The organism is Variovorax davisae, from assembly GCF_030316845.1.
GTDB lineage: Bacteria > Pseudomonadota > Gammaproteobacteria > Burkholderiales > Burkholderiaceae_C > Variovorax > Variovorax davisae.
In genome coordinates, this window is record NZ_JASZYS010000005.1 from 169,908 (window position 1) to 195,237 (window position 25,330).

Here is a 25,330-nt window from a genome sequence, read left to right on the forward strand (position 1 = left end):
CGATCAGTCTCCCTGGAAGACGGGCTTGCGCTTGGCCGAGAAGGCCTCGTAGGCGCGCTTGAAGTCTTCGGTCTGCATGCAGATCGCCTGCGCCTGGGCCTCGGCCTCGATCGCCTGGTCGATGGTCATCGACCATTCCTGCGACAGCATGGTCTTGGTCATGCCGTGGGCGAAGCTCGGGCCTTCGGCCAGGTCGCGGGCGACCGCGGTGGCGGCGGCGAGCAGGGCGTCGCTGTCGTGCAGGGCGTTGAAGAAGCCCCAGGCCTGGCCTTCTTGCGCCGTCATCGCGCGGCCGGTGAACAGCAGCTCGGAGGCGCGGCCCTGGCCGATCACACGCGGCAGCAGCGCGCAGGCGCCCATGTCGGCGCCGGCCAGGCCGACCCGCGTGAACAGGAAGGCGGTCTTGGTTGCGGGCGAGCCGTAGCGCAGGTCGCAGGCCAGCGCGATCATGGCGCCGGCGCCGGCGCAGACGCCGTCGATGGCGCCGACGATCGGCTGCGGGCAATGGCGGATCGCCTTCACGAGGTCGCCGGTCATGCGGGTGAACTCGAGCAGCTCGGGCATCGTCATGCGGGTCAGCGGGCCGATGATCTCGTGGACGTCGCCGCCCGAGCAGAAATTGCCGCCGGCGCCCGTGACCACGATCGCCTTGACGTCGGTCGCGTAGTTCAGCGCCCGGAACAGGTCGCGCAGCTCGCCGTAGGAATCGAAGGTGAGCGGGTTCTTGCGCTCCGGGCGGTTCAGCGTGATGGTGCCGACGCCGGCCTCGAAGGCCCACGAGAAATGCTCGGCCTGGTAGCCGGCCTTGGGTTCGAACTGTGCGCGCATGGGACTTGCCGCGCCGATGTAGTGCTTCATAGGGCCTCCGCCATTTGTTGATGCGAGTGCTGCTTGACCTTGCCGAGCAGCTTGTGGAGCTGGTTGATTTCTTTCGGGCTCAGCGACGCGAAGGCGTCGCAGATCCAGGCTTCGTGCTGGTGCGCCATGTCGTTGAAGAGCTTGCGCCCGCGCGCCGTGAGGCGCACCCGCCAGGCCCGGCGGTCGCCCGCGACGTCGACGCGTTCGACCAGGCCTTCGGTCACCAGCTGGTCGGTGATGCCGGTGACGTTGCCGCCGGTGACCATCATGCGGCGCGACAGCTCGTTCATCTTGAGCCCCTCGGGCGCGCGCTCGAGCTGCGACATCAGGTCGAAGCGCGGCAAGGTGGTGGCGAACTGCTCGCGCAGCTCGTTGCGCACCTGCTTCTCGATCAGCTGGGTGCAGGTCAGCAGCCGCAGCCAGAGCCGGAGCTCGTCCGGGTGCTCGCTGTGGGCGCGTGCCTCCAAGTCCATGGTCATTGCTCCTCTTCGGCGGCGCGCGGAGCGGCCGCCAGCGCCGCCGCCAGCTGCTGCTGCTTGGCGATCTCGCGGTACATCTGGTCGCGCCCGCTCAGGTATTGCTTCGGCCAGTCGACCTCGCGGCTTTGCAGCTTGGCCGCCTCGTGCAAGGTCCAGGCCGGGTCGGCCAGATGCGGCCGGGCGATGGCGCAGAGGTCGGCGCGGCCGGCCGCGATGATGCTGTTGGCCTGGTCGGCGTCGGTGATGGCGCCGACCGCGATGGTCGAGATGCCGACCTCGTTGCGGATCCGGTCGGCGAAGGGCGTCTGGTACATGCGGCCGTACACCGGCTTGGCGGCCCGCGTGGTCTGGCCCGACGAGACGTCGATGAAGTCGGCGCCGGCTTCCTTGAAGGCGCGCGCCATGACCACCGCGTCGGCGTCGGTGTTGCCGCCCGGCGCCCAGTCGTGGGCCGAGATGCGCACGCTCATCGGGCGCTCGGCCGGCCAGGCGGCGCGCATCGCGCGGAATACCTCGAGCGGGTAGCGCAGCCGGTTCTCGAGGCTGCCGCCGCAATCGTCGGTGCGCAGATTCGTCAGCGGGCTCAGGAAGGCCGACAGCAGGTAGCCGTGGGCGCAGTGCAGCTCGAGCCAGTCGAAGCCGATCTCGGCCGCGCGGCGGGCCGAGGCGACGAACTGGTCGCGCATCAGGTCCATCTGGTCGCGGGTCATGGCCGCCGGCAGCTGGTTCTGCTCGCCGTAGGCCAGCGCGCTGGCCGACAGCAGCGGCCAGTTGCCGGTGGGGAGCGGCTCGTCGGTGCCTTCCCAGCCGACCTGGGTCGAGCCCTTGGGGCCGCTGTGGCCGAGCTGCATGCCGATCTTCGCGCTCGACTGTCCGTGGACGAAGTCGACGATGCGCTGGAAGGCGGCCTGTTGCGTGTCGTTGTAGAGCCCGGTGCAGGCCGGCGTGATGCGGCCTTCGGGCGTCGGGCTGGTCATCTCGACCATCACCATCGCGGCGCCGCCGAGCGCGCGGGCGCCCAGGTGCACCAGCAGGAAGTCCTGCGGCACGCCGTCGACCGCGCTGTAGGTGGCCATGGGCGAGACGACGATGCGGTTCTTGAGTTCGAGGCCGCGCACCTTGAGCGGCATCAACATCGGTGCGATCGGCTTGCCGCCGGACAGCCACTGTTCGTAGCCGCCCAGCCACTGCGTGTCGCGCAGCCGCAGGTTCTCGTGGCTGATGCGCTGCGAGCGCGTGAGCAGCGAATAGGCGAACTGTTCGATCTGCATGCCGGTGTAGCGCGGCACGTTCTCGAACCATTCGGTGGAGTTGCGCGCCGCGTTCTGGATCTTCAGCACTTCGACGCTGCGCCGGGCCTCGTAGGCTTCGAGCACCGGGTCGATGTCGGCGCCGCTTTCGAACTCGTTGGCCAGGTCGATCGCGTCTTCCAGCGCCAGCTTGGTGCCGGAGCCGATGGAGAAGTGCGCGGTGTGGGCGGCATCGCCCATCAGCACCACCGGCACCGTGCGGCCGTCGACCTCGACGCGGTGCGTCCAGTGATTGCAGACCACGCGCGGGAAGCGGATCCAGTTGGCCGAGCCGCGCAGGTGGGTGGCGTTGCTGATCAGCGTGTGGCCGCCCAGGTACTTGGCGAACAGCTTCTCGCAGAAGGCGATGGCCTCGGGCTGCTCCATCTTGTCGAGGCCGTGGGCCTGCCAGACGGCCTCGGGCGTCTCGACGATGAAGGTCGAGGTCTTGTCGTCGAACTGGTAGGCGTGGGCCTGGAACCAGCCGTGCTCGGTCTGTTCGAAGGCGAAGGTGAAGGCGTCGAAGGTCTGGTGGGTGCCGAGCCAGACGAAGCGGCACTGGCGCAGGTCGATGTCGGGCTGGTAGACCTCGGCGTAGCGCTGGCGGATGCGGCTGTTGAGGCCGTCGCTGGCGATCACGAGGTCGGCCTTGTATTGCGCCGCCAGGGCCAGGTCGTCGGTGGCGTCGGTCTCGAACACCAGCTCGACGCCGAGCTCGAGGCAGCGCTCCTGCAGGATGTTGAGCAGCCGCTTGCGGCCGATGCCGCAGAAGCCGTGGCCGCCCGAGCGCACCTGCCGGCCCTTGAAGAAGACCTGGATGTCGTCCCAGTGATGGAACTCGTTGCCGATCAGCTTGGCGGTCGGCGCGTCGGCGGCGGCCAGGTTGGCCAGCGTCTGGTCGCTCAGCACCACGCCCCAGCCGAAGGTGTCGAAGGGGCGGTTTCGCTCGATCACCGTGATCTCCAGCGAAGGCTGGCGGGCCTTCATCAGCAGCGCGAAGTAGAGCCCTGCGGGGCCGCCGCCGATGCACAGCACGCGGCGAAGATTCGGGGTAAAGCTATTCATGGATAAATAGTTTAGACATAAACGATCTCGTGTCAACCATGGGAAGCCCGAAGTTCCATGCCCCTGCGGTTGACGGGGCCGTTTCCGCTGGCAAGAATGTTCTGTATGCAAAGCCTGATTCCGAAGATCGAGTCCCAGCTTTCCTCGCTGTCCGTTCCCATCGCGCTGCAACTCCCCGATGGCCGGCAGGTCGCCCAGGCCGGCGCCCGCGTCACCCTGGCCTTCAAGGACTGGTCCGAACTGGCCAAGCTCGGGCGGCGCCAGATCGGCGCCATCGGCGAGGCCTATGTGGAGGGCCGGGTCCAGATCGAAGGCGCCATGCGCGACCTGATCGATGCCGCCGTCGGGCTGCTGCCCGGCAATCCGGCCGAGACCAACACCGGCTGGTGGAGCCGCCTGCAGCGCCGCGCCAAGTCGCGCGGCTCGCATTCGCTGGGCAAGGACGCGGCCCAGATCGAGTTCCACTACGATGTCTCGGACGATTTCTACGCCTTGTGGCTGGATCCGCGGCGGGTCTATTCGTGCGCCTATTTCCGCGACACGGACATGACGCTGGCCCAGGCCCAGGAGGCCAAGCTCGACCACATCTGCCGCAAGCTGATGCTGAAGCCGGGCGAGCGCTACCTGGACATCGGCTCGGGCTGGGGTGCGCTGCTGATGTGGGCGGCCGAGCACTACGGCGTGGATGCCACCGGCATCACGCTGTCGAAGAACCAGCATGCCCACGTGCAGCGCCTGATCGAGGCGAAGGGGCTGCAGGGCCGGGTCCGGGTCGAGTTGCGCGATTACCGCCAGCTCGACGTCGCCCAGCCCTTCGACAAGATCTCGTCGGTCGGCATGTTCGAGCATGTGGGCAGCGCCAACATGGGGACCTATTTCCGCAAGCTGCATGCGCTGCTGGCGCCCGGCGGGCTGGTGATGAACCACGGCATCACCTCGGGCCAGCTCGACTACCGGCAGCTCGGCGCCGGCATGGGCGACTTCATCGAGAAGTACATTTTCCCGGGCGGCGAACTGCTGCACGTGACCCACGTGCTGCGCGAGACCGCGGCAGCGGGGTTCGAGATGGTCGACACCGAGAACCTGCGGCCGCACTACGCGCGCACGCTGTGGGCCTGGTCGGACACGCTGGAGGCCCGGCTCGACGAGGCGCGCGAGGTGCTGCAGAAGAGCGGCGGCCGCCAGGCCGAGAATGCCGAGCGCATCCTGCGCGCCTACCGGCTCTACCTGGCCGGCTCGGCGATGAGCTTCGAGCAGGGCTGGATCTCGCTGCACCAGATGCTGTCGACCAAGCCCGACGGGCAGGTCGACGCGCGGTCGCTGCGCGGCGCGCAATCGGAGTACCCTTTCACCCGCGACTACATCTACAACAAGTAAAGAGAGGCTTCATGCTGTATCGATTCCAATCGCGGGCCACGCCCCCCTTCGTGATGCTCGAAGTGAACGCGCGTCAGTTGTTCGAGATCATCGGCCGGGCGCCCGCGCCCAAGGGCGTGATCACGGTCGACCAGATGCCGGCTGCCATCGCGGCGCTCGAGGCCGCCATGGCCCGCGAGGGCGAAAACGCCCACAACGCCGACGCCTACGCGGTGGAAGGGCACGACAACGAGGCCGAGAAGCAGCATGTCGGCCTGCGCCAGCGCGCGACGCCCCTGCTGCACATGCTCAAGGACTCCCTGGCCGACGGCAAGGACGTGATCTGGGAGGTTTAGCTCGCCCTGGGGTCAGTCGACCTTTGCGCCGGACGCTTTCACGACCTTCGCCCACTTGACGTGCTCGGCGTCGATCAGCTTGGCGAAATCGACCGGCGAATTGCCGCTCGGGATCGCGCCCTGGGCCAGCATCTTTTCCTTCACGGCCGGCGTGGCGAGCGCCTTCGCCACTTCCTGCTGGATGTGGTTGACGATATCGGCTGGCGTGCCGGCCGGCGCCAGCAGGCCGAACCAGGAACTGGCCTCGTAGCCCTTGAGTGCGGGGCCGCCGGCTTCCTCGACGGTCGGCACGTCGGGCAGGGCCGGCGAGCGCTGGGCGCTGGTCACGGCCAGCGCCTTCAGTTTGCCGCCCTTGATCTGCTGCATCGAGGAGGGCAGGTTGTCGAACATCACGTCGGCGTTGCCGCCGACCATGTCCATCAGCGCCGGACCCGAGCCCCGGTACGGGATGTGGGTCATGTAGCTGCCGGTCATGCTCTTGAACAGCTCGCCCGCCAGGTGGATCGAGGTGCCGCTGCCGCTGGACGCCATGTTGAGCTTGCCGGGGTTGGCCTTGGCGTACTTGACGAAGTCGGCCACGTTGTTGATGTTGAGGGCGCGGGCCTTGTCGACGTTCATTTCCATCACGTTGGGCACCGCCGCGACCAGCGTGATCGGCACGAAGTCCTTGATCGGGTCGTAGGGCAGCTTGGGGTAGAGCGCGCGGTTGATGCCGTGGGTGCCGACCGTGCCCATCAGCAGCGTGTAGCCGTCGTTCGGCGCCCGGGCGACGATCTCGGCCCCCACGTTGCCGCCGGCGCCGGCGCGGTTGTCGACGATGAACTGCTGGCCGAAGGCCTTCGACAGCTCGGGGGCGACGGCGCGCGCGAGGATGTCGGTGGTGCCGCCGGGCGCGAAGGGCACGACGATGCGCACCGGCTTGGTCGGCCAGTTGGCCTGCGCCGCGGCGGGCCCGGCGAGGAGGGCGAGCGCGGCGCCCGCGGCCAGCGTCAGGGCGGCGCGGCGCGAAAGAGAAGCATAGGTGTTCATGGGCCTGTTTTAACGGCTAAGGCGCTTCGGCGTCGCGGGTGGAAACCCCGGGCGCCGGGCCGGCGCTGCTGCAGGCCACCGAGGCGATCAGCTTGTCGAGCGTGGCGTTGAGCTGCTGCAGCTCGGGGGCGGCGACGCCGGCGAAGAGCTCGGCCTCGCGCTCGCGCGCCTGCAGCGCGACCACCGCGTGCACGGCCTTGCCGGCGCTGCTCAGATAGAGCCGGCTGCGGCGCTGGTCGGTCGGGTCTTCGTGGCGGTGCAGCCGGCCAGCCCGCTGCAGGCCCGCAAGGGCTCGGCTCACCGCCATCTTGTCGAGCCCGGTGAGGTCGGCGAGCCGGGTGGCGGTGAGGCCGGGTCGGGCGCCCAGCAGCGCCATCGTGCGCCACTCGTTGAGCGTGAGCTGGTGCAGCCGGCCGACCCGCTGCTGGAACGGCCGCGCCGTCAGGTTGACGACCCGCACCAGCTTGAGGAAGACCATGTCCTCCACGGTCGGTGCCGGGTCGTCGTGGTTCATCCGAGCAGTTTCCGGGCTGCGCTCGCGATCTGACCGGCACCGACCCGCGACTGGGCTTCCAGCACCGGCGCGTAGCCCACCGGAATGCGCGGCGCGCCGAGCCGCGCCACCCGGCAGCCGGTCGCCTCGGCCGCGCTGGCGGCGATCTCGGCGCCGAAGCCCGCTGCCTGCACCGCCTCGTGCACCACCAGCAGCCGGCCGGTGCGGCCGCAGGAGGCCAGCACCGCCTCGCGGTCCCACGGCCACAAGGTGCGCAGGTCGATCAGGTCGGCGTCGATGCCCTCGGCCGCCAACGTGTCGCAGGCGGCGTCGCAGACCTGCATCTGCCGGCCCCAGCTGACCAGGGTCAGCGCGTCGCCGCGGCGCCGCCGGGCCGCCTTGCCGAGCGCCACGGGCAGGCTTTCGTCGACCGGTCCGCGCGCGCCCCAGAGCGTCTTGTGTTCGATGTAGACCACCGGATCGCCGCATTGCAGGGCCGCGCGCAGCAGCGAATAGTTGTCCTGCGGCGTCGACGGGCAGGCCACCACCACGCCGGGCAGGTGCGCGAACCAGGCCTCGAGCGATTGCGAGTGCTGGGCCGCCGAGGCGTCCCAGATGCCGCCGGGCATGCGCGCGACCAGCGGCACGCGGCCCTGGCCGCCGAACATGAAGCGGTTCTTGGCCGCCTGGTTGACCAGTTCGTCCATGCCGCAGAGCGCGAAATCGACCACCCGCATCTCGACCACCGGGCGCAGCCCGGCCAGCGCCATGCCGACGCCGGCGCCCATGATCGCGGCCTCGGAGATCGGCGTGTCGATCACGCGCTCGGCGCCGAAGCGCTGCTGCAGGCCCCTGTACTGGCCGAAGATGCCGCCGCGGCCGACATCTTCGCCGAGCACCACCACGCGAGGGTCGGCTTCCATCTCGCGCTGGACCGCCAGCACGGCGGCTTCGGCGTAGCCGAGCTGAAGCACGGCGGCGGCCGGCTCGTGGATCATGTCCATTGGCCGGCTCCGGTGGTCTGCACGTCGGTGAAGGCGGCAGCGGCCTCGGGCCACGGCGCGGCGTCGGCGGCGGCGACCGCGGCCTCGACCTCGGCGTGGGCCTGGTTCTCGATCGCGGCCAGCGCCGCGGCGTCGATGCCGCCGGCCGTCAGCCGGGCGCGGGCCCTTGCGATCGGGTCGGTCTCGAGCGCCGCGGCCAGCTCGGCCGGGTCGCGGTAGGCGGCCGGATCGACCGAGACATGGCCCTTGACCCGGTAGGTGAGCGCGTGCAGCAGGCGGGGCCCGCGGCCGGCGCGCACCTCGGCGACCAGGCGGCGAGCCGCCGCGTGGACCTCGAACACCTCGTTGCCGTCGACCTGGGTGGCGGCGATGTCCATGGCCTCGGCCCGGGCCGAGGCGCCGTCGCCCGCGGTCATCGGCCCGCTGGCGGTGGTGGCGCTCCAGCGGTTGTCCTCGCAGACGAACAGCACCGGAAGCCGGTAGACCCGGGCCCAGTTCAGCGACTCGAGGAAGGGCCCGCGGTTGATCGCGCCGTCGCCGAAGAAGCAGACCGTGATGGCGTCCTTCCTCTGCAGTTTCTGCGCGTGGGCCGCGCCGACCGCGATCGGCAGGCCGGCCGCCACCACGCCGTTGGCGCCCAGCATGCCGACCGAGAAGTCGGCGATGTGCATCGAGCCGCCCTTGCCGCCGTTGAAGCCGCTGGCCTTGCCGAACAGCTCGGCCATCATGCGGCCCAGGTCGGCGCCCTTGGCCAGCGTGTGGCCGTGGCCGCGATGGGTCGAGGTCAGGTAGTCGGCGTGGCCCAGGTGGGCGCAGACGCCGGCCGGCACCGCCTCCTGGCCGGTCGACAGGTGCAGCGGGCCGCGCACCTTGGCGGCGCCCGCCGCCTCCTGGCCGTAGGCGCTGACACCGCCCTGGCTGGCCACCTCGGCGGCATTCTCGAAGGCGCGAATGCGCACCATCGTGCGGTAGAGCGCCAGGCGCTCGGGGGCTGAAATTTCAGGGTCCATCTTGTCTCCACGACGTACACGGCGTGCGTTGCTCGCGAAATCGTATCGATCGTGACCAATCAGGCGCAGCGCATTTACCCGCAGGGAATGTCCCGATGCCGATACCCAGGCCTGCTGACATAGTTCGTCGCTCAAACTAATTCAAACCTGGAGACCGACCATGAAGTTCGCACCGACACTGACCGCCCTGGCCCTCGGACTGACCGCGCTCGGCGCTTGCGCCCAGACCGTGGTCGGCGTGAGCTGGTCCAACTTCCAGGAAGAGCGCTGGAAGACCGACGAGGCCGCCATCAAGGCCCAGCTCGAGAAGCTCGGCGCCAAGTACATCAGTGCCGACGCCGGCGGCTCGCCCGAGAAGCAGCTCGGCGACATCGAGGGCCTGATGTCGAAGGGCGCCAAGGCGCTGATCGTGCTGGCGATGGACAAGGACGCGATCCTGCCGGCGGTCAACAAGGCACTGAAGCAGAAGGTGCCGGTGGTGGCCTACGACCGGCTGATCGAGACGCCCGGCGTGTTCTACATCACCTTCGACAACACCGAGGTCGGCCGGATGCAGGCGCGCGCGGTCTACAAGCTCCAGCCCAAGGGCAACTACGTGATGATCAAGGGCTCGCCGACCGACCCGAACGCCAACTTCCTGCGCGCCGGCCAGCAGGAGGTGATCGCCGAGGCGGTCAAGAAGGGCGACATCAAGATCGTCGGCGACGAATTCACCGAAGGCTGGAAGCCCGAGGTGGCGCAGAAGAACATGGAGCAGATCCTCACCAAGGCGGGCAACAAGGTCGATGCGGTGGTGGCCTCGAACGACGGCACCGCCGGCGGTGCGGTGGCGGCGCTCACGGCCAAGGGCATCCGCGGCATCCCGGTGTCGGGCCAGGACGCCGACTTCGCGGCCCTCAACCGGATCGCGCTCGGCACCCAGACCGTGTCGGTGTGGAAGGATTCGCGCGAGCTGGGCCGCGAGGCGGCCTCGGCGGCCGTGGCGCTGGCCGCCGGCAAGCCGGCCGAGAAGGCGGCCGACTGGAGCGGCGGCGAGAAGAAGGTGGCGATCTCCTCGCGCTTCCTGACCCCAGTGCCGATCACGCGCGACAACCTCGACGTGGTGGTCAAGGCCGGCTGGATCAAGAAGGACGAACTCTGCAAGGGCGTCTCCGGCGACAAGGCCCCTTCGGCCTGCAAGTAAGCGAATGAGTTCCGCCCCCGGCTTGTGGCGCCGCAGCGGCGTCGATCTCCGGCTGCTGCTCATGAGCGTGCTGCTGGTGGTGATGGCGATCGTCTTCCACGTGCTGTCGGGCGGCGTCTTCCTGTCGCCCGAGAACCTCTACAACATCGCGCAGCAGACCGCGGTGGTCGGCATCGTCTCGACCGTCATGGTGCTGATCATCGTGGCCCGCCACATCGACCTCTCGGTCGGCTCGGTGATGGGCTTCGTCGGCGTGCTGGTGGCCTACCTGCAGTACACGGCCGGCTGGTCCTGGCCGGCCGCGAGCCTCGCCGGGCTGGCGGTGGCGCTGCTGGTGTCGCTCTACCAGGGCGGGCTGACCGCGGTGCTCGGCGTGCCGTCGTTCGTGGTCACGCTGGGCGGGCTGATGTCGTTCCGGGGCGCCGCCTTCCTGGTGGCCGACGGCAAGACGCAGCCGGTGAACGACGAATTCTTCCAGCGCCTGGGCGGCGGCTACGACGGCGGCATCGGCACCACGGCGTCCTGGGCGCTGGCGGCGCTGGTGGCGGTCGTGATCTTCGCGCGCATGCTGCAAAAGCGGCGCGCGCGGCAGCGCCACGAGATGCCGGTCGAGCCCCTGTGGCTGGACCTGCTGCTGGCCGCGCTGCCCGCGGCCGTGGTGCTGGCCTTCGCCGCCACCATGAACAGCTACCAGATCTCGTCCAAGACCGAGGCCCAGGGCATCCCGATCCCGGTGCTGATCTGGGCGGTGGTGGCGGTGGTGCTGTCGTTCATCGTGCACCGCACCCGGTTCGGGCGCTATGTGTTCGCCATGGGCGGCAACCCGGACGCGGCGGCGCTGGTCGGCATTCCGGTCAAGCGCGTGACGCTGATGCTGTTCGCGCTGCTCGCGGTGCTGGTGACGATCGCCGCGATCGTTTCGATCGCCCGGCTCAACGCCGGCACCAATTCGCTCGGCACCGGCATGGAGCTGTACGTGATCGCGGCGGCGGTGATCGGCGGCACGGCGCTGGCCGGCGGCAGCGGTTCGATCTTCGGCTCGGTGCTGGGGGCGCTGATCATGCAGTCGCTCGACAGCGGCATGCTGCTGCTCGACGTGCCGATCGGCAAGCGGATGGTGATCATCGGCCAGGTGCTGATCGTGGCGGTCGTCTTCGACGTGCTGTACCGCAAGAAGTTCGGAGAGAACTAGATGAGCGCCCACCCACCCCTGGTCGAACTGCGCGAGATCCGCAAGGCCTTCGGCGGCGTGAAGGCGGTCGACGGCGTCAGCGTCAACCTCTATCCCGGCGAAGTGGTCGCGCTGCTGGGCCACAACGGCGCCGGCAAGTCGACCCTGATGAAGATGCTCGCGGGCGCCTATCCGATCGACTCCGGCGACACGCTGATCGCCGGCGAGAAGGTCAACATCCGCACGCCCTCCGAAGCCCAGGCCCAGGGCATCGAGACCATCTACCAGACCCTGGCGCTGGCCGACAACCTCGACTCGGTCGCCAACCTGTTCCTCGGCCGCGAGAAGCTCACGCCCTGGCGCACGCTCGACGACCATTTCATGGAAGGCCAGGCACGCAAGGTCTTCCATCGCCTCAACAAGAACTTCACCAACATCCGGGTGCCGGTGCGGCGCCTGTCGGGCGGCCAGCGGCAGGTGGTGGCGATCTCGCGGGCGCTGTACTTCAACGCCCGCATCCTGATCATGGACGAGCCCTGCGCGGCGCTCGGGCCGGAGGAGACCGCGATGGTCGGCGCGCTCGTCAAGCAGCTCAAGGCCGACGGCGTGGGCATCTTCCTGATCACCCACGACATGCCCGACGTGTTCGGCCTCAGCGACCGCCTGGCGGTGATGAAGAACGGCCGGCTGGTCGGCACCTACCGCACCGCCGACGTCACCGAGGACGAGGTGCTCGGAATGATCATCGCGGGCAAGCGGCCCGAGGGAAAGCCGCAGGCCGAACACGCCGGATGAAGACCACGGGCGACCAGCAGCTGGTCAAGCGCATCAACCGCAGCGTGCTGCTGCGGCTGCTGCGGGCGCAGCCCGGCCTGTCGCGCGCCCGGCTGGCCGCCGAGAGCGGCCTCACCAAGTCGACCGTCAGCCTGCTGGTGCGCGAGCTGCTCGACGACGGCTGGCTCGACGAGGCCGGCGCGCCGGTCGCCGACGGACTGGGGCGGCCGTCGACGCCGCTGTCGATCAACGTCGGCGTGCGCGCGCTGGTGGGCGTCGAGATCGCGGTCGAGACGGTGCGCGTGGTCTGCGTCTCGCTCCGGGGCGAGGTTCTTCATTCCGCTTCGCAGCCGCTGGCCGAGCGTGCACCGCGGGTGGCCTGCGCGCAGGTGGCGCGGATGGCGGCGGCCGCGCACGCCCACCTGGCTGCCGCCGGCCTGCAGCTGTCGGGCATCGGGGTCGGCGTGCCGGGGGCGCTCGACGACGCCACCGGCATGGTGCGCTTCGCGCCCAACCTCGGCTGGCGCAACCTCGACTTCCTGCCGCTGCTCGGCGAGGCCCTGGCGCGCGAAGGGCTGGCGGGCATCGCGGTGCAGCTGCAGAACGACGCCGATGCCGGGGTGCTCGGCGAGTTCGAGTTCTCGGACGGCGAGGGCGAGGACCCGCTGATCTTCGTGAGCTGCGACGTCGGGGTCGGCGCCGGCGTGGTGCTCAACGACCGCCTGTTCACCGGCGCCGGCGGCATGGCCGGCGAGATCGGCCACACCGTGCTGCAGATCGACGGGCCGCGCTGCTCGTGCGGCCGCAACGGCTGCGCCGAGGTGTTCTTGGGCGCGCGGGTGCTCGACGGCAGCGCCGACGGGCCGGCCAGGGCCGCCGGTTACCTGGGCGTGCTGCTGCAGAACCTGTGGGTCACCTTCGAGCCGCGCGCGATCGTGGTCGGCGGCAAGTCGTGCGAGGCGCATCCGGACTTCCTGCGCGGCGCCATCGCCACCGTGCAGCGCTACGCCGACAGCGCCGGCCTGCCCGCGCCGGTGGTGCGGGCGGCGCGCTACGGCCAGTGGGCCCCCGCCGTGGGGGCCGCCGCGCTGGCGCTGCACGAGTACCTGCGCCCGCTGCATCCGAGCTCGGAGGCCCGGCGCCTCCCGGCCCAGGGCTGACGCGCGGGCAGAAAAAAAGGTCCCGACGGGACCTTTTCGTGTCGTGCCGGGCCGGCGTCAGGCCGCGGACTTCGCCGTCTTCTGGTGGGCGACCTTGTGCGAGGCCTTGTGGGTGGACTTCTTGGCCGTCTTGGCGGTCTTGGCCTTGGCCTTGGTGGCGGTGGGCGCTGCGGCGTCTGCTGGCGTCGCGGCGAAGGAGGCGCCGGCGGCAAGGGCGAAGGCGGCGGCAACGAGGGCGAGAAGAGTGCGTTTCATGAGCGTCGATGTAGGAGTGAGGTTTGGGGACGATCGGCCAGCCCTCGAACCAGGACCGGCTGTTCGTACAACGCGCCGCTGGTCGGCCGGATGACAGGCCGAGGTGTAACGCGCGGGCGCGTCAGTCGCCTGTGGCCGCGGAGGTCCGGCGCTCTTCGATCCAGCGCTGGAACTGCCGTTCGGCCTGGAGCTTGAATTCGTTGCGAGTCTGGTTGCAGATCGCATGCGAGAGTCGCCGGTGCTGCTGCTTTCGAACGCCGCCGAGGGTCGAGTCGTTGAGGTGCTCGATGGTGGCCGAATCGGGGTCGCTGCGGGGCTCCGCGAAATCCATCGGCAGGCCGCACCAATGGCAGTTGTGGCCGAAGGTGGATCGCAAGGCCTGAACGCTCATGGATCGATTGTGCCTTCGCGCCAGCGCCGCAGCCGCCGGTACAGCGTGCCGCGCGAGACCCGCAGCTGCCGCGCCGCCAGCGAGATGTTGCCGTGATGGGCCGCCAGCGTGTCCTCGATCAGCTTGCGGCTGTGGCCCTGCAGGGTGGTGTCGCCGGCGTCCGGGCCGCCGGCGGTCCCGGCCGGTGGCGGCGCATCGTCCGCGCCGGCCGCCGGCGCCGCGGCGGTCGGGGCCGGGGTCGCCGAGGGCACGCACACCGCGTGGCCGAAGTCGATGCCGTCGCGCGCCTGCCTGCGTGCCTGCAGCCAGACGCCCAGTCCGCTCGCCAGCCGCAGCGGCTGCGCGGCGTCGCGGCGGGCAAGCCGAAGCAGCCCGGCCAGATCGAGGCCGAACAGCCACTCGGCATCGCAAGGGCCAGCCTCGGGCAGGCCGCCGATCAGCCGCGCGCCCGCGGCATTGAGCCAGGCCACGGTGCCGTCGTCGGCGATGCCCGCGAGGGCCTCCAGCGGCGTGCCCAGCAAGGTCGGGCTGGCCTGGAAGCGCAGCACCAGGCGGTCGTGCGACTGCGCCAGCAGCAGGCGGTTCTCGATCGTGGTGGCGTAGAGGGCGACCATCGAGGCCGCATCGAAGCCGAAGCGGCGCGACTCCACCGACAGGTCGAGCACGCCGGCCAGCCGGCCGTGGACGTCGCGGATCGGCGCCGCTGCGCACTGCATGGTCCGCAGGCATTCGAAGTAGTGCTCGGCGCCATCGACCGTGCAGGCCTGGCCGGTGCGCGCGACGATGCCCGGCGCGGTGGTGCCGACCACGCTCTCGGCGATGTTGACGCCCAGCCGGGCGGTCCGGCGCATGATCGGCTGCGCCGCTGCGGCCGGGTGGTGCGTCACGTGGACGATCACCCCCTGGGCGTCGGTCAGCAGCACCCGGCAGTCGGTGCCGGCGAGCGAGCTTTCCATGCCCACGAGTTCGCCGCGCGCCGCTGCGAGCAGGTCGTGGTTGCGCGCCAGCGTGGCATGCAGCCGGCTCGGCGTGACCGCGTCGAAGGCGATCGTCCGCCGGGTGTCGGCATGGCTGCGGGCGCAGCGCATCCAGGACTGGATCACGGCCTCGCCGACCAGCCCGGAAGGCCGCACGCCCTCCTCGAAGAACTGGGTCCGGGCCAGCGCGGCGCGTTCGGCGTGGGTGTTGGCGAACAGCTGTCGAGGGCCGCCCGCCGGGCTTCGCGTCGAAAGGGGCACGGGCGCCTCCAGGGCAGGGAAAGAGGCTCGAATTTGTTCCGCAATGGAACAGCCGGGCTCTAGGGAAATCCCGAGGATGAACAAAGCGCCGGCACGGCCGATCCTTCGTCTCACAACGACAGGAGACCACACGATGAAGAAGATCCACGCCGCGCTGGCGCTCGGCGCGCTGCTGTGCCTGGGTGCCGCGGGCGCGCTGGCGCAATCGGCCAAGGGCTCGCCGGAGCACATCAAGGCCGCCACGCAGAAGGTCGACGGCGCCTTCATCCGCGCCAATGCCGCCAAGACGCCTGACTGGCCCAGCTACGGCCTCGACTACGCCGAGACCCGCTTCAGCAAGCTCGACCAGGTCAACGCGGGCAACGTCAAGGAACTCGGTCTGGCCTGGTCCTACGACCTCCAGTCCACGCGCGGCGTCGAGGCCACGCCGCTGGTGGTCGACGGCATCATGTACGTGACCGCGTCCTGGAGCGTGGTGCATGCGATAGACGCGCGCACCGGCAAGAAGATCTGGAGCTACGACCCCAAGGTCGACCGTTCGAAAGGCTTCAGGGGCTGCTGCGACGTGGTCAACCGCGGCGTGGCGCTGTACCAGGGCAAGGTCTACGTGGCCTCCTACGACGGCCGGCTGATCGCGCTCGACGCCGCCACCGGCCAGGTGGCGTGGGAGAAGGACACGATCATCGACCACAACCGCTCCTACACCATCACCGGCGCTCCCCGGGTCTTCAAGGGCAAGGTGATCATCGGCAACGGCGGCGCCGAGTACGGCGTGCGAGGCTACGTCACCGCCTACGACGCGGCCTCCGGCGACCAGAAGTGGCGCTGGTTCGTGGTGCCGGGCGATCCGTCCAAGCCCTTCGAGGACGCCTCGATGGCCAAGGCCGCGAAGACCTGGGACCCGAGCGGCAAGTACTGGGAGGCGGGCGGCGGCGGCACGGCGTGGGATTCGCTCACCTTCGATCCCGAGCTGAACCTGATGTACATCGGCACCGGCAACGGCTCGCCGTGGGCCCACAGCCAGCGCAGCCCGAAGGGCGGCGACAACCTCTACCTGGCGTCGATCGTGGCGCTCGACCCCGACACCGGCAAGTACAAGTGGCACTACCAGGAGACGCCCGGCGACAACTGGGACTACACCTCGACGCAGCCGATGATCCTGGCCGACATCAAGGTCGGCGGCAAGCCGCGCAAGGTGATCCTGCACGCGCCCAAGAACGGCTTCTTCTTCGTCATCGACCGCACCAACGGCAAGTTCATCTCGGCCAAGAACTTCGTCGAGGTCAACTGGGCCACGGGCTACGACAAGAACGGCCGGCCGATCGAGATCGCCGCGGCGCGCCAGAACACCAAGCCTGGCGACAGCATCCCCGGGCCCTTCGGCGCCCACAACTGGCACCCGATGTCCTACAACCCGCAGACCGGGCTGGCCTACCTGCCGGCCCAGCATGTGCCGCTGAACCTGATGGACGACAAGGACTGGAAGTTCAACGAGAACGCGCCGGGCCGGCCGCACGCCGCGCTGGGATGGAACACGGCGATGTTCGCCAATGCCGCGCCGCCGACCAGCAAGCCGATGGGCCGCCTGGTGGCCTGGGACCCGGTCGCGCAGAAGGAGGCCTGGGGCGTCGACTACGCGTCGCCCTGGAACGGCGGCACGCTGACCACGGCGGGCAACCTGGTGTTCCAGGGCACGGCCGACGGCCGCCTGGTGGCCTACAACGCCAGGACCGGCGAGAAGCTCTGGGAGACGCCGACCGGCACCGGCGTGGTCGCGGCGCCGGCCACCTACATGGTCGACGGCAAGCAGTACGTGTCGGTGGCGGTGGGCTGGGGCGGCGTCTACGGCCTGGCCCAGCGCGCCACCGAGCGCCAGGGGCCGGGCACCGTCTACACCTTCGTGGCCGGCGGCAACGCGCCCAAGCCGGAGTTCGTGCAGTACCGCATGGACAAGCTGCTGCAGGGCGTCAAGTACGACCCGGCCAAGGTCGAGGCCGGGACCTACCTGTACGTGAGCAACTGCGTCTTCTGCCACGGCGTGCCCGGCGTCGACCGCGGCGGCAACATCCCGAACCTCGGCTACATGAACGCCAGCTTCATCGAGAACCTCGACAAGTTCGTCTTCAAGGGACCGGCGATGGAGCGCGGCATGCCCGACTTCACGGGCAAGCTCACGCCCGAGGATGTCGACAAGATCAAGGCCTTCATCCAGGGAACGGCCGACGCGATCCGGCCGAAGTGACCGTGCCATGAAAAAAGCCGCCGGGCTTTCGCGCCGGCGGCTTTTTTGTTCAGGGGCGGGGATCAGTCTGCGTAGACACCGGCCGCCTTGATGATCGGGCTCCACTTGGCGATTTCCGCGGCCACGAACTTCTTGTGGCCTTCGGGCTCGATGCGGCCGTCGCTCGCGACCACCGCGCCCAGGCCTTCCTGCTTCTTGATGAACTCGGGGTCCTTCAGGGCCACCTTGAGCGCATCGTTGAGCTTCTTGGTGATGGCCGGCGGCGTGCCCTTGGGGGCGTAGAAGCCGTGCCAGATCGTGACCTCGAAGCCCTTCAGGCCCTCTTCCTGGAGGGTCGGCAGGTTCTTCAGCAGCGGCGTCGTCAGGCGCTGGGACGTGGTCACGGCATAGGCCTTGACCTTCTTGGCCTCGATCTGCGGCGAGGTGTTGGTGGTCTGGTCGCACAGCAGGTCGATCTGGCCGCCGATCAGGTCGGTGATGGCGGGTGCGGTGCCCTTGTACGGCACCGGGGTCATCTCGGTCTTCATGGCGGTCTGGTAGAGCAGGCCGCACAGGTGCGAGGCCGAGCCGATGCCGGCATTGCCGAGGTTGATCTTGCCCTTGTTGGCGGCGATCCAGGCGCTCAGCTCCTTGTAGTTGTTGGCCGCCATCTGGGGTTTGGCGATCAGCGTCATCGGCACGTCGTTGACGATGCCCAGGTATTCGAAGTCGGTCTCGACCTTGAACGGCACGTTGCGCACCAGGGTCGGAATCGTCGACATGCCGATGTGGTTGAGCAGCAGGGTGTACCCGTCCGGGTTGGCGCGCGCCACCTTGGCGGCGCCGATCGAGCTGCCGGCGCCGGGGACGTTGTCGATCACGATGCTGCCGCCGCCCAGCGGCTTGCGCAGGGCCTCCGCGAGGTCGCGCGCGACGCGGTCGGTCGGGCCGCCGGCGGCGAAAGGCACCACGATGCTGATGGGCTTGCTGCCCGGGAAGTCCTGGGCGTGCGCGCCTGCCGCGAGGGCGGCCAGCGCGGTGATTGCGAGCAGTGTCTTCATGCGGTCTCCGAGTAGAAAGGCAGCGATCTTATAGTCTGGCCAGAGGCTGAACATCGCTGTTTTCCCCCAAGTGCTTGATGCAGGCCAAGGAATGGGGGCGAAGGGCGGATTTGCGGCCCCGGGCCGGCGCCGGGACGCTGTCGCGGGTATCGTTCCCTCCTGCATTTCCAGACCCATGGAGCGACAAGCATGCTGAAACTCAAGGACCCGACCCTGCTGCGCCAGCAGGCCTTCATCGCCGGCGAATGGGCCGATGCGGACGCGCGCGAGACCCTCCCGGTCAGCAATCCGGCCAATGGCCAGCCGATCGGCAGCGTGCCCCTGTGCGGCAGCGCCGAGACCGTGCGCGCCATTGCGGCCGCCGAAGTCGCCCAGCGCGCCTGGGCCAGGCGCCCGGCCAAGGAGCGCTCGGCCATCCTGCGCCGTCTCAACGACCTGATGCTCGCCCACCAGGACGACCTGGCGCTCATCATGACCACCGAGCAGGGCAAGCCGCTGGCCGAGAGCAAGGGCGAGATCGCCTATGCGGCCTCCTTCATCGAGTGGTTCGCCGAGGAGGCGCGCCGGGTCTACGGCGACACCATCCCGGCGCCGCAGGCCGACCGCCGCATCCTGGCGCTCAAGCAGCCGGTCGGCGTCACGGCGGCCATCACGCCCTGGAACTTCCCGACCGCCATGCTGACCCGCAAGGCCGGCCCGGCGCTGGCGGCCGGCTGCGCGATGGTGGTCAAGCCGGCGAGCCAGACGCCGTTCTCGGCGCTGGCCTTCGCCGAACTGGCCGATCGCGCGGGCGTGCCCAAGGGGCTCCTGTCGGTGCTGACCGGCTCGGCCTCGAAGATCGGCGGCGAGATGACGCGCAGCCCGATCGTGCGCAAGCTCACCTTCACCGGCTCGACCGAGGTGGGCCGCACGCTGATGAAGCAGTCGGCCGACACCATCAAGAAGCTCTCGCTCGAGCTCGGCGGCAATGCGCCCTTCATCGTCTTCGACGACGCCGACATCGACGCCGCCGTCGAGGGCGCGATGGTCTCCAAGTACCGCAACACCGGCCAGACCTGCGTCTGCGCCAATCGCATCTACGTGCAGCGTGGCGTGCTCGAGGCCTTCACGCAGAAGCTGGTCGCCAGGGTGAACGCGCTCCGGGTCGGCGACGGCACCGAGCCCGGCGTCACCCAGGGCCCGCTGATCGACGACAAGGCGGTGGCCAAGATCGAGGAGCATGTGGCCGACGCGCTGGCCAAGGGCGCCCGGGTGCTGGCCGGCGGCAAGCGCCACGCGCTGGGCGGACGCTTCTACGAGCCGACCGTGATCGGCGGCGCCACGGCCGACATGCTGGTGGCGCACGAAGAAACCTTCGGGCCGCTGGCGCCGATCTTCGCCTTCGACACCGAGGAAGCGGCGATCGCGCAGGCCAACGCCACCGAGTTCGGGCTGGCCTCTTACTTCTACAGCCGTGACATCGGCCGCGTCATGCGGGTCGCCGAGGCGCTCGAATGCGGCATCGTCGGCGTCAACACCGGCCTGATCTCGACCGCCGAGGCGCCGTTCGGCGGCGTCAAGCAGTCGGGCCTGGGGCGCGAGGGTTCCAAGTACGGGCTCGACGAATTCCTGGAGATCAAGTACGTCTGCCTGGCGGGGCTCGGCCAATGAGCGCGACCCGGGCCGTATGAGCGAGAGCATCGCGCTCGAGCTCGCCGTCGAACTGCTGCGCGCGGCCCGGCGCATCGTGGTCTTCTCCGGCGCGGGCCTGTCCAAGGCCTCGGGCATTCCGACCTACCGCGATGCCGACGGCCTGTGGATGAACCAGGCCGCGCTGCGCTTCTCGCACGCCGAGGACCTGGAACGCGACCCCGCGGGATTCACGAAGTTCTGGGCCGAGCGGCTGCGCGTGGTCGAGGCGGCCCAGCCCAATCCCGCCCACCTCGCGCTGGCGCGGCTGCAGCGGCTGCGCCCGGCGACGCGGCTGGTGACGCAGAACGTCGACGGCCTGCTGACCCGCGCCGGCGCCGTCGACGTGCTCGAACTGCACGGCGCCCTGCAGCGCTGGCGCTGCGACCACTGCGGCAACCGCCGCGGGCCCTGGCTGTTCCAGCGCTGCATCCGCTGTGGCCGGCGGGCGCGCCCGGACGTCGTGATGTTCGGCGAGATGCTCAACAAGGGCGCGCTGCTCGATGCCCAGGTGGCGGCCGAGGCGTCGGACGTCTTCGTGCTGGTCGGCAGCACCGCGGTGGTCTATCCCGCCGCCGACCTGCCCCAGCTGGCGCTCGCCAACGGCGGGCAGCTCATCACCCTCAACGCCGAGCCGCTGGCGCTCGACGATTCGGCCACCGCGGTGCTGCACGGCAAGGCCGAGGAACTGCTGCCGCTGCTGGTCGTCGGCATCGAGACGGGGACGCGAAGCTGAAGCCTTGCGCATTCTTGTGTCGATCGGTTACAGGAGCGACACAGCCGGCCATCGGCACGCACCAAAACGACCCGGCTCGTTGATTGACACGAAAGTGTGCAAATCGCACGCCCAGAAGCCGGAAATGGTCGCGTCGCCGACACCGTGGCCCGCCTTGCGCACCACGGCAGCGCAGCGGAAGCGCGGGCACGGCACCGAAACCCTTCGTCGAGGCCGTTGGCTTGCGCTTGTGGAGGGTCCACGCGCCGCGCAGAATAGAACGCATGAAAACTGTGGCAGAAATCCTCAAGGCGAAGGGCGACGCGGTCGTGTATTCGATCGAGCCTTCCGCAACGGTATACGAAGCGCTGGCGCTGATGGCGGAGAAGAACGTCGGCGCGCTGCTCGTGATGGAGGGCGAGAAGATCGTCGGCATGATCACCGAGCGCGACTACGCGCGCAAGGTCGTGCTGCTGGCGCGATCGTCGAAGGACACGCCCCTGCGCGACGTCATGACGCCGGCCGTGATCTACGTGCGGCCCGACCAGACCACCGAGGACTGCATGGCGCTGATGACCCAGAGCCGCATCCGCCACCTGCCGGTGATGCAGGACGGCAAGCTGGTCGGCCTGATCTCCATCGGCGACCTGGTCAAGGGCATCATGTCCGAGCAGACCTTCATCATCGAGCAGCTGCAGCACTACATCGCCGGGTAGGATGGCCCGGCGGCCGCCAGACCGTCCCTTCAGACCTGCATCAGATCATCCAGCAGCCGGTAGTCCGGCAGCGTGGTGTCGATCGCCCGCCCGCCGCGCAGCACGGTGCGGTCGAACTGCGTGCGCGACAGCATCTCCGAATAGTTGCGGGCCTTGAGCACCAGCAGGTCGGCGCTCGCCCCGACCTTCAACACGCCGCGGTCGATGCCCATGATCGCCGCCGGCGTCTCGCTGGCGGCGCGGATCCAGTCGCCGAGCGGATGGTCCAGGTGCAGGATCTTCACCGCCTGGGTGAAGGTGTCGAGCATGTCGTGGTCGCCGTAGGCATGGAACGGATCTCGGCAGTTGTCGCCGGCCACCGCCACCCGCAGCCCGCGCGCCTTCATCTCGTGCAGCACGGTCACGCCGCGCCAGCGCGGGGTGCGCGCCCCGGGGCTGCGGTCCTGCAGGTACATGTTGACGGTCGGCAGGCTCACGATGTCGATGCCGGCATCGCGGCAGGCGGCGATCGTCTCTTCGATGAATTCGTCGGTCTGCAGGGCCAGCGAGGTGACGTGGCCGCACAGCACGCGGCCCTTGAAGCCCTGGCCCACCGCATGGCGGGCGACCCGGATCAGCGCCCGTGCGCGCGGGTCGGTCGATTCGTCGACATGCAGGTCGAGGTCCAGCCCCCGCTCGCCGGCCAGCGTGAACACGCGCACCAGCGCCTCGTCGAGTTCCGGCGGCATCGTTTCGCTCGGAAAGGCCGCGGATCGCGTCACGCAGCCCAGCTTGCCGCCGCTCTCGGCCACGATGTCGGCCAGCCGGCGGCCCTCGTCGGTGAGGAAGATGTCGAGCGGCGCGATCGACGACACCTGGAGGTCGATGCGCCCGGCCCAGCGCTCGCGCACCTCGCGCAGCACCGGAAACGAGATCGATGCCTGGGGCGCGAGGGAGTCGAGGTGGGTGCTGATCGCAACCACGCCCTTGGCATAGGCGGTGGCGAGGCCGAACTCCATGCGCCGCCGCACGTCCTCCGCGTTCCAGTTCGCCTGGCGGTCGCGCATGGTGGCCATCGAGGCCCCCGCGCCGTCGCCGGTCGGGTTGGCCTGGCGCGGCCAGATGTGGCCCTTGTCGAGGTGCGTGTGGCAGTCGACCAGGCCGGGCAGCACCATCGAGGCGTCGAGGTCCGGCCCCCATTCGGCGGGCATGCGGCCGGCCAGGTCGATGGCGGCGATGCGGCCGTCGTCGATCAGCAGGTCGATCGCGACCAGGTCGTCGCCGGTGTCGGCCGGCAGCGCGGGCGACACCAGGCAGCGGGGGGCGCGCAGGTTGCGCAGGGCATGGCGCGAAGCGTGGGGCGGCTGGAAGAAGGCGTGGGTCATCGGCGGGCGGGGGATCGGTTCCATTGCGCTCTGGCTGCCGCAAGGAGCATGCCCGTCGACGCGCATGCTCGTGGATAATTCGCGCCGATGGGCACCGACAACGCTTTCGCCGAACTGGGACTGGCTTCCGACGCCACCGAGCGTGAAGTCAAGGCCGCCTGGCGACGGCTGGCCTCGCAGTGGCACCCCGACCGCAACGGCAGCGCCGATGCCGTCGCCCGGATGCAGCGGATCAACCAGGCCTTCGAGGCCATTCGCAATGCCGGCTTCCCCGCCCGCCCGGCGCCCGCGCCGGCCGACGACGCCGAGCCCGCCCCGGCCGCTGCCGAAGACGCCGATGAACCCCGGCGCCGGCCCATCCATCGCAAGGTCAAGCTCACGCTCGAGGAGGCGGCCGCCGGCAGCATCAAGTCGCTGCGCGGCCGGATGACCCTGGCCTGCGCCACCTGCGACGGGGCCGGCCACCAGGTGCTCGGCGGCAACTGCGCGCTCTGCGGCGGCTCGGGCGCGGTGGCCAAGCGCTCCTTCTTCGGCTGGCCCGGCGGCATGAGCGAGTGCGTCGCCTGCCACGGCGGCGGCATCGCCCAGCGAAGCTGTCCGGACTGCGAGGGTGCCGGGACCCAGACGCGCGCCTACCAGGTCAAGGTGCGCATCCCGCCCGGCGTGCGCCACGGCGACCTGCTGCACGTCGACGGCCGGCGCGCGCGCGCCAATCCGCCGCCGGCCGATCTCGAGCTTCGGGTCGAACTGCTGGCCCACCCCTTCTTCGAACTCGACGACGACGGCACGCTGCGCTGCGAGATGCCGGTCGACGGCTTCGCCTGGATCGCCAACCGAACCATCCAGCTGCCCACCCTTGCAGGCCTGCGCTCGCTGGCCTTGCGCCGCGACCGCTTGACCTACCGGCTGCCGGGCGAGGGCTATCCGAACGGGCGCAGCGGCGCGCGCGGCGACCAGGTGGTCACGGTGCAGCCGGTGTTTCCCGAGCAACTCAGCGCCGACCAGGAGATCCTGCTCGACCAACTCATCGCATCGTCGTCGGGCCACGGCGCCGCAGCGCCGGACGAGCGCCTGCGGGCCTGGCACCGGGGCCTGCGCGCCTGGGAGCGCGGGCTCGATGCGCGCGACCGGCGGACCGCCCAGGGCTGATCAGAGCAGCTTCGCGCGCTTCGCCTGCTCGGTCAGCTCGGCGCGGAAATCCGGATGCGCGATCGCGATCAGTGCCTGTGCCCGCTGCTTGGCCGACTTGCCGCGCAGCTCGGCCACGCCGTGCTCGGTGACCACGTAGTTGATGTCGTTCTTGCTCGTGCTGACGTGCGTGCCCGGCGACAGCGAGGGCACGATGCGCGAGATCGTGTCGCCCTTGGCCGTCGAAGGCAGCACGATGAAGGCCTTGCCGCCGCGCGAGCGGTTGGCGGCGCGCACGAAGTCGGACTGGCCGCCGGTGCCCGAGAAGGGGGCATGGCCCAGGCTCTCGGAGCCGCACTGGCCCAGCAGGTCGATCTGCAAGGTGGCGTTGATGGCGACCAGGTTGTCGTTCAGGCCCGCCAGCGCCGGGTCGTTGGTGAAGTTGACGGGATGGATCTCCACCGCCGGGTTGCGGTCCATGAAGCGGTACAGCTTGTTCGAGCCGAGCGCGAAGGTCGCGATCGTCTTGCCGGGCAGGTAGTTCTTGCGCCGGTTGGTGACCACGCCGGCCTCGATCAAGGTCAGGATGCCGTCGCCCAGCATCTCGGTGTGGATGCCCAGGTCGCGCTTGTCCGTGAGCTGCATCACGACCGCGTCGGGAATGCCGCCGTAGCCGATCTGGAGGGTCGACCCGTCCTCGATCAGCGCGGCGACATGCTTGCCGATGGCCTGCTGCACCGGGCCGATCTTCGGCAGGCCGACCTCCAGCACCGGGTCGCTGCTCTCCACCAGCGCCGCGACCTGCGAGACATGCACGTGGCAGTTGCCGTTGGCGAAGGGCACGTTGGGGTTCACCTCGAGCACCACCGCGCGGGCCCGGGCCACCGCCGCCATCGTGTAGTCGGCCCCCAGGCTGAGCGCGAAGTAGCCGTGGGCGTCCATCGGCGAAGCCATGCTGAAGACCACGTCGGCCGGGATCTGGCCGCGCTCGATCTGGGCCGGGATCTCCGAGAAGTAGTTGGGGATGAAGTCGATCCAGCCTTCCTGTCCGCCGGCGCGGGTCGCGCCGCCGAAGAACAGGGCGACGTGGCGCACGTGCTGCGTGGTCTCGGGGTCGATGTAGGCGTACTTGCGCATCGCCAGGATCTGCGCCACCTTCACGTCCTTGAAGTCGCGCCGCTGGGCCGACAGCGCGGTGAGCAGCGCGGGCGGCTCACCGACCCCGGTCGGCACGATGATCAGGTCGCCGTCGCACACCTGGCGCACGGCCTCTGCGGCCGGCTGCAGCTTCTGTTGGTAGAGGTCGTGGGGGGTCATCTCGAAAGCTCCTGTTCGCGGCCGCCATC

At 69.8% G+C, this 25,330-nt stretch carries 24 protein-coding genes; 11 read left to right on the plus strand and 13 right to left on the minus strand.

Annotation, left to right across the window (positions count from 1 at the left end; translation table 11 throughout):
* Positions 1 to 3: 3 nt before the first annotated feature.
* The 3 genes from QTI33_RS13610 to QTI33_RS13620 are packed head-to-tail and all read right to left on the minus strand — an operon-like array spanning position 4 to position 3,691.
* Entirely contained in the window at positions 4 to 858 is an 855-nt protein-coding gene (locus tag QTI33_RS13610; protein ID WP_286506524.1) for an enoyl-CoA hydratase family protein, read from the minus strand.
* Positions 855 to 1,331, minus strand: a complete 477-nt coding sequence (locus QTI33_RS13615; protein ID WP_286506525.1) for a MarR family winged helix-turn-helix transcriptional regulator — start codon at positions 1,329 to 1,331, stop codon at positions 855 to 857. Before QTI33_RS13615 ends, QTI33_RS13610 begins: the two co-directional genes overlap by 4 nt.
* A gap of 2 nt (positions 1,332 to 1,333) precedes the next feature.
* The gene (locus QTI33_RS13620; RefSeq protein WP_286506526.1) at positions 1,334 to 3,691 is read right to left on the minus strand and encodes a bifunctional salicylyl-CoA 5-hydroxylase/oxidoreductase; all 2,358 of its coding nucleotides are present in this window, start codon (positions 3,689 to 3,691) and stop codon (positions 1,334 to 1,336) included.
* Positions 3,692 to 3,796: 105 nt separating this feature from the next.
* Here QTI33_RS13620 and QTI33_RS13625 point away from each other — a divergent pair, with 105 nt between their 5' ends.
* Both QTI33_RS13625 and QTI33_RS13630 read left to right on the plus strand, forming a co-directional pair.
* On the plus strand, positions 3,797 to 5,068 hold the full coding sequence (locus QTI33_RS13625; RefSeq protein ID WP_286506527.1) for a class I SAM-dependent methyltransferase: 1,272 nt from the start codon (positions 3,797 to 3,799) through the stop codon (positions 5,066 to 5,068).
* 11 nt (positions 5,069 to 5,079) lie between these two features.
* The gene (locus QTI33_RS13630) at positions 5,080 to 5,403 is read left to right on the plus strand and encodes a DUF1840 domain-containing protein (RefSeq protein WP_286506528.1); all 324 of its coding nucleotides are present in this window, start codon (positions 5,080 to 5,082) and stop codon (positions 5,401 to 5,403) included.
* 12 nt (positions 5,404 to 5,415) lie between these two features.
* On the opposite strand, the gene QTI33_RS13635 is transcribed toward QTI33_RS13630, so the two are convergent.
* The 4 genes from QTI33_RS13635 to QTI33_RS13650 are packed head-to-tail and all read right to left on the minus strand — an operon-like array spanning position 5,416 to position 8,939.
* Positions 5,416 to 6,432 carry a Bug family tripartite tricarboxylate transporter substrate binding protein gene (locus QTI33_RS13635; protein WP_286506530.1) on the minus strand — a complete coding sequence of 339 codons (1,017 nt, stop codon included), beginning with the start codon at positions 6,430 to 6,432 and terminating at the stop codon, positions 5,416 to 5,418.
* A 16-nt stretch (positions 6,433 to 6,448) separates the two neighbouring features.
* Positions 6,449 to 6,946, minus strand: coding sequence for a MarR family winged helix-turn-helix transcriptional regulator (locus QTI33_RS13640; protein WP_286506532.1), 498 nt, complete (start codon positions 6,944 to 6,946; stop codon positions 6,449 to 6,451).
* The gene (locus QTI33_RS13645) at positions 6,943 to 7,929 is read right to left on the minus strand and encodes an alpha-ketoacid dehydrogenase subunit beta (protein WP_444814841.1); all 987 of its coding nucleotides are present in this window, start codon (positions 7,927 to 7,929) and stop codon (positions 6,943 to 6,945) included. Before QTI33_RS13645 ends, QTI33_RS13640 begins: the two co-directional genes overlap by 4 nt.
* On the minus strand, positions 7,920 to 8,939 hold the full coding sequence (locus tag QTI33_RS13650; RefSeq protein WP_286506533.1) for a thiamine pyrophosphate-dependent dehydrogenase E1 component subunit alpha: 1,020 nt from the start codon (positions 8,937 to 8,939) through the stop codon (positions 7,920 to 7,922). The genes QTI33_RS13645 and QTI33_RS13650 overlap by 10 nt, the downstream gene beginning before the upstream one ends.
* Before the next feature lie 160 nt (positions 8,940 to 9,099).
* Here QTI33_RS13650 and xylF point away from each other — a divergent pair, with 160 nt between their 5' ends.
* Genes xylF through QTI33_RS13670 form a run of 4 tightly spaced genes read left to right on the plus strand, consistent with a single transcriptional unit; the run spans position 9,100 to position 13,227 of the window.
* Entirely contained in the window at positions 9,100 to 10,122 is a 1,023-nt protein-coding gene (xylF, locus tag QTI33_RS13655; protein WP_286506534.1) for a D-xylose ABC transporter substrate-binding protein, read from the plus strand.
* A gap of 4 nt (positions 10,123 to 10,126) precedes the next feature.
* Positions 10,127 to 11,314: a sugar ABC transporter permease gene (locus QTI33_RS13660; RefSeq protein WP_286506535.1), complete on the plus strand. Its 1,188-nt coding sequence runs from the start codon at positions 10,127 to 10,129 to the stop codon at positions 11,312 to 11,314.
* Positions 11,315 to 12,088, plus strand: coding sequence for an ATP-binding cassette domain-containing protein (locus QTI33_RS13665; RefSeq protein ID WP_286506536.1), 774 nt, complete (start codon positions 11,315 to 11,317; stop codon positions 12,086 to 12,088). It abuts the gene before it with no gap.
* Positions 12,085 to 13,227, plus strand: a complete 1,143-nt coding sequence (locus QTI33_RS13670) for an ROK family transcriptional regulator (RefSeq protein WP_286506537.1) — start codon at positions 12,085 to 12,087, stop codon at positions 13,225 to 13,227. The genes QTI33_RS13665 and QTI33_RS13670 overlap by 4 nt, the downstream gene beginning before the upstream one ends.
* A 57-nt stretch (positions 13,228 to 13,284) precedes the next feature.
* Here the strand turns inward: QTI33_RS13670 and QTI33_RS13675 are convergent, their stop codons facing one another.
* From QTI33_RS13675 to QTI33_RS13685, 3 genes are all read right to left on the minus strand, one after another.
* On the minus strand, positions 13,285 to 13,482 hold the full coding sequence (locus QTI33_RS13675; RefSeq protein ID WP_286506538.1) for a hypothetical protein: 198 nt from the start codon (positions 13,480 to 13,482) through the stop codon (positions 13,285 to 13,287).
* 121 nt (positions 13,483 to 13,603) lie between these two features.
* A complete protein-coding gene (locus tag QTI33_RS13680; RefSeq protein ID WP_286506539.1) occupies positions 13,604 to 13,873 on the minus strand; it encodes a hypothetical protein in 270 nt (89 codons plus the stop codon).
* Positions 13,870 to 15,111: a helix-turn-helix domain-containing protein gene (locus QTI33_RS13685; RefSeq protein WP_286506540.1), complete on the minus strand. Its 1,242-nt coding sequence runs from the start codon at positions 15,109 to 15,111 to the stop codon at positions 13,870 to 13,872. The genes QTI33_RS13680 and QTI33_RS13685 overlap by 4 nt, the downstream gene beginning before the upstream one ends.
* Positions 15,112 to 15,244: 133 nt before the next feature.
* On the opposite strand from QTI33_RS13685, the gene QTI33_RS13690 reads away from it, so the two are divergent.
* Positions 15,245 to 17,353, plus strand: a complete 2,109-nt coding sequence (locus QTI33_RS13690; protein WP_286506541.1) for a PQQ-dependent dehydrogenase, methanol/ethanol family — start codon at positions 15,245 to 15,247, stop codon at positions 17,351 to 17,353.
* Positions 17,354 to 17,415: 62 nt separating this feature from the next.
* Here QTI33_RS13690 and QTI33_RS13695 read toward each other — a convergent pair whose 3' ends face one another.
* Positions 17,416 to 18,393, minus strand: a complete 978-nt coding sequence (locus QTI33_RS13695; protein ID WP_286506542.1) for a tripartite tricarboxylate transporter substrate-binding protein — start codon at positions 18,391 to 18,393, stop codon at positions 17,416 to 17,418.
* A 189-nt stretch (positions 18,394 to 18,582) separates the two neighbouring features.
* Between QTI33_RS13695 and QTI33_RS13700 the strand changes: the two genes are divergently transcribed.
* From QTI33_RS13700 to QTI33_RS13710, 3 genes are all read left to right on the plus strand, one after another.
* On the plus strand, positions 18,583 to 20,043 hold the full coding sequence (locus tag QTI33_RS13700) for an NAD-dependent succinate-semialdehyde dehydrogenase (RefSeq protein WP_286506544.1): 1,461 nt from the start codon (positions 18,583 to 18,585) through the stop codon (positions 20,041 to 20,043).
* 16 nt (positions 20,044 to 20,059) lie between these two features.
* Positions 20,060 to 20,797, plus strand: coding sequence for an SIR2 family NAD-dependent protein deacylase (locus QTI33_RS13705; RefSeq protein ID WP_286506545.1), 738 nt, complete (start codon positions 20,060 to 20,062; stop codon positions 20,795 to 20,797).
* A 263-nt stretch (positions 20,798 to 21,060) separates the two neighbouring features.
* Positions 21,061 to 21,492 carry a CBS domain-containing protein gene (locus QTI33_RS13710; protein WP_286506546.1) on the plus strand — a complete coding sequence of 144 codons (432 nt, stop codon included), beginning with the start codon at positions 21,061 to 21,063 and terminating at the stop codon, positions 21,490 to 21,492.
* Positions 21,493 to 21,521: 29 nt separating this feature from the next.
* On the opposite strand, the gene QTI33_RS13715 is transcribed toward QTI33_RS13710, so the two are convergent.
* Positions 21,522 to 22,856, minus strand: a complete 1,335-nt coding sequence (locus QTI33_RS13715; protein ID WP_286506547.1) for a cytosine deaminase — start codon at positions 22,854 to 22,856, stop codon at positions 21,522 to 21,524.
* 87 nt (positions 22,857 to 22,943) lie between these two features.
* On the opposite strand from QTI33_RS13715, the gene QTI33_RS13720 reads away from it, so the two are divergent.
* Positions 22,944 to 24,005: a DnaJ C-terminal domain-containing protein gene (locus tag QTI33_RS13720; protein ID WP_286506549.1), complete on the plus strand. Its 1,062-nt coding sequence runs from the start codon at positions 22,944 to 22,946 to the stop codon at positions 24,003 to 24,005.
* Here the strand turns inward: QTI33_RS13720 and QTI33_RS13725 are convergent, their stop codons facing one another.
* Positions 24,006 to 25,301 (minus strand): acetyl-CoA hydrolase/transferase family protein, encoded by a 1,296-nt coding sequence (locus tag QTI33_RS13725; RefSeq protein ID WP_286506550.1) that lies wholly within the window; start codon positions 25,299 to 25,301, stop codon positions 24,006 to 24,008.
* Positions 25,302 to 25,330: the final 29 nt, after the last annotated feature.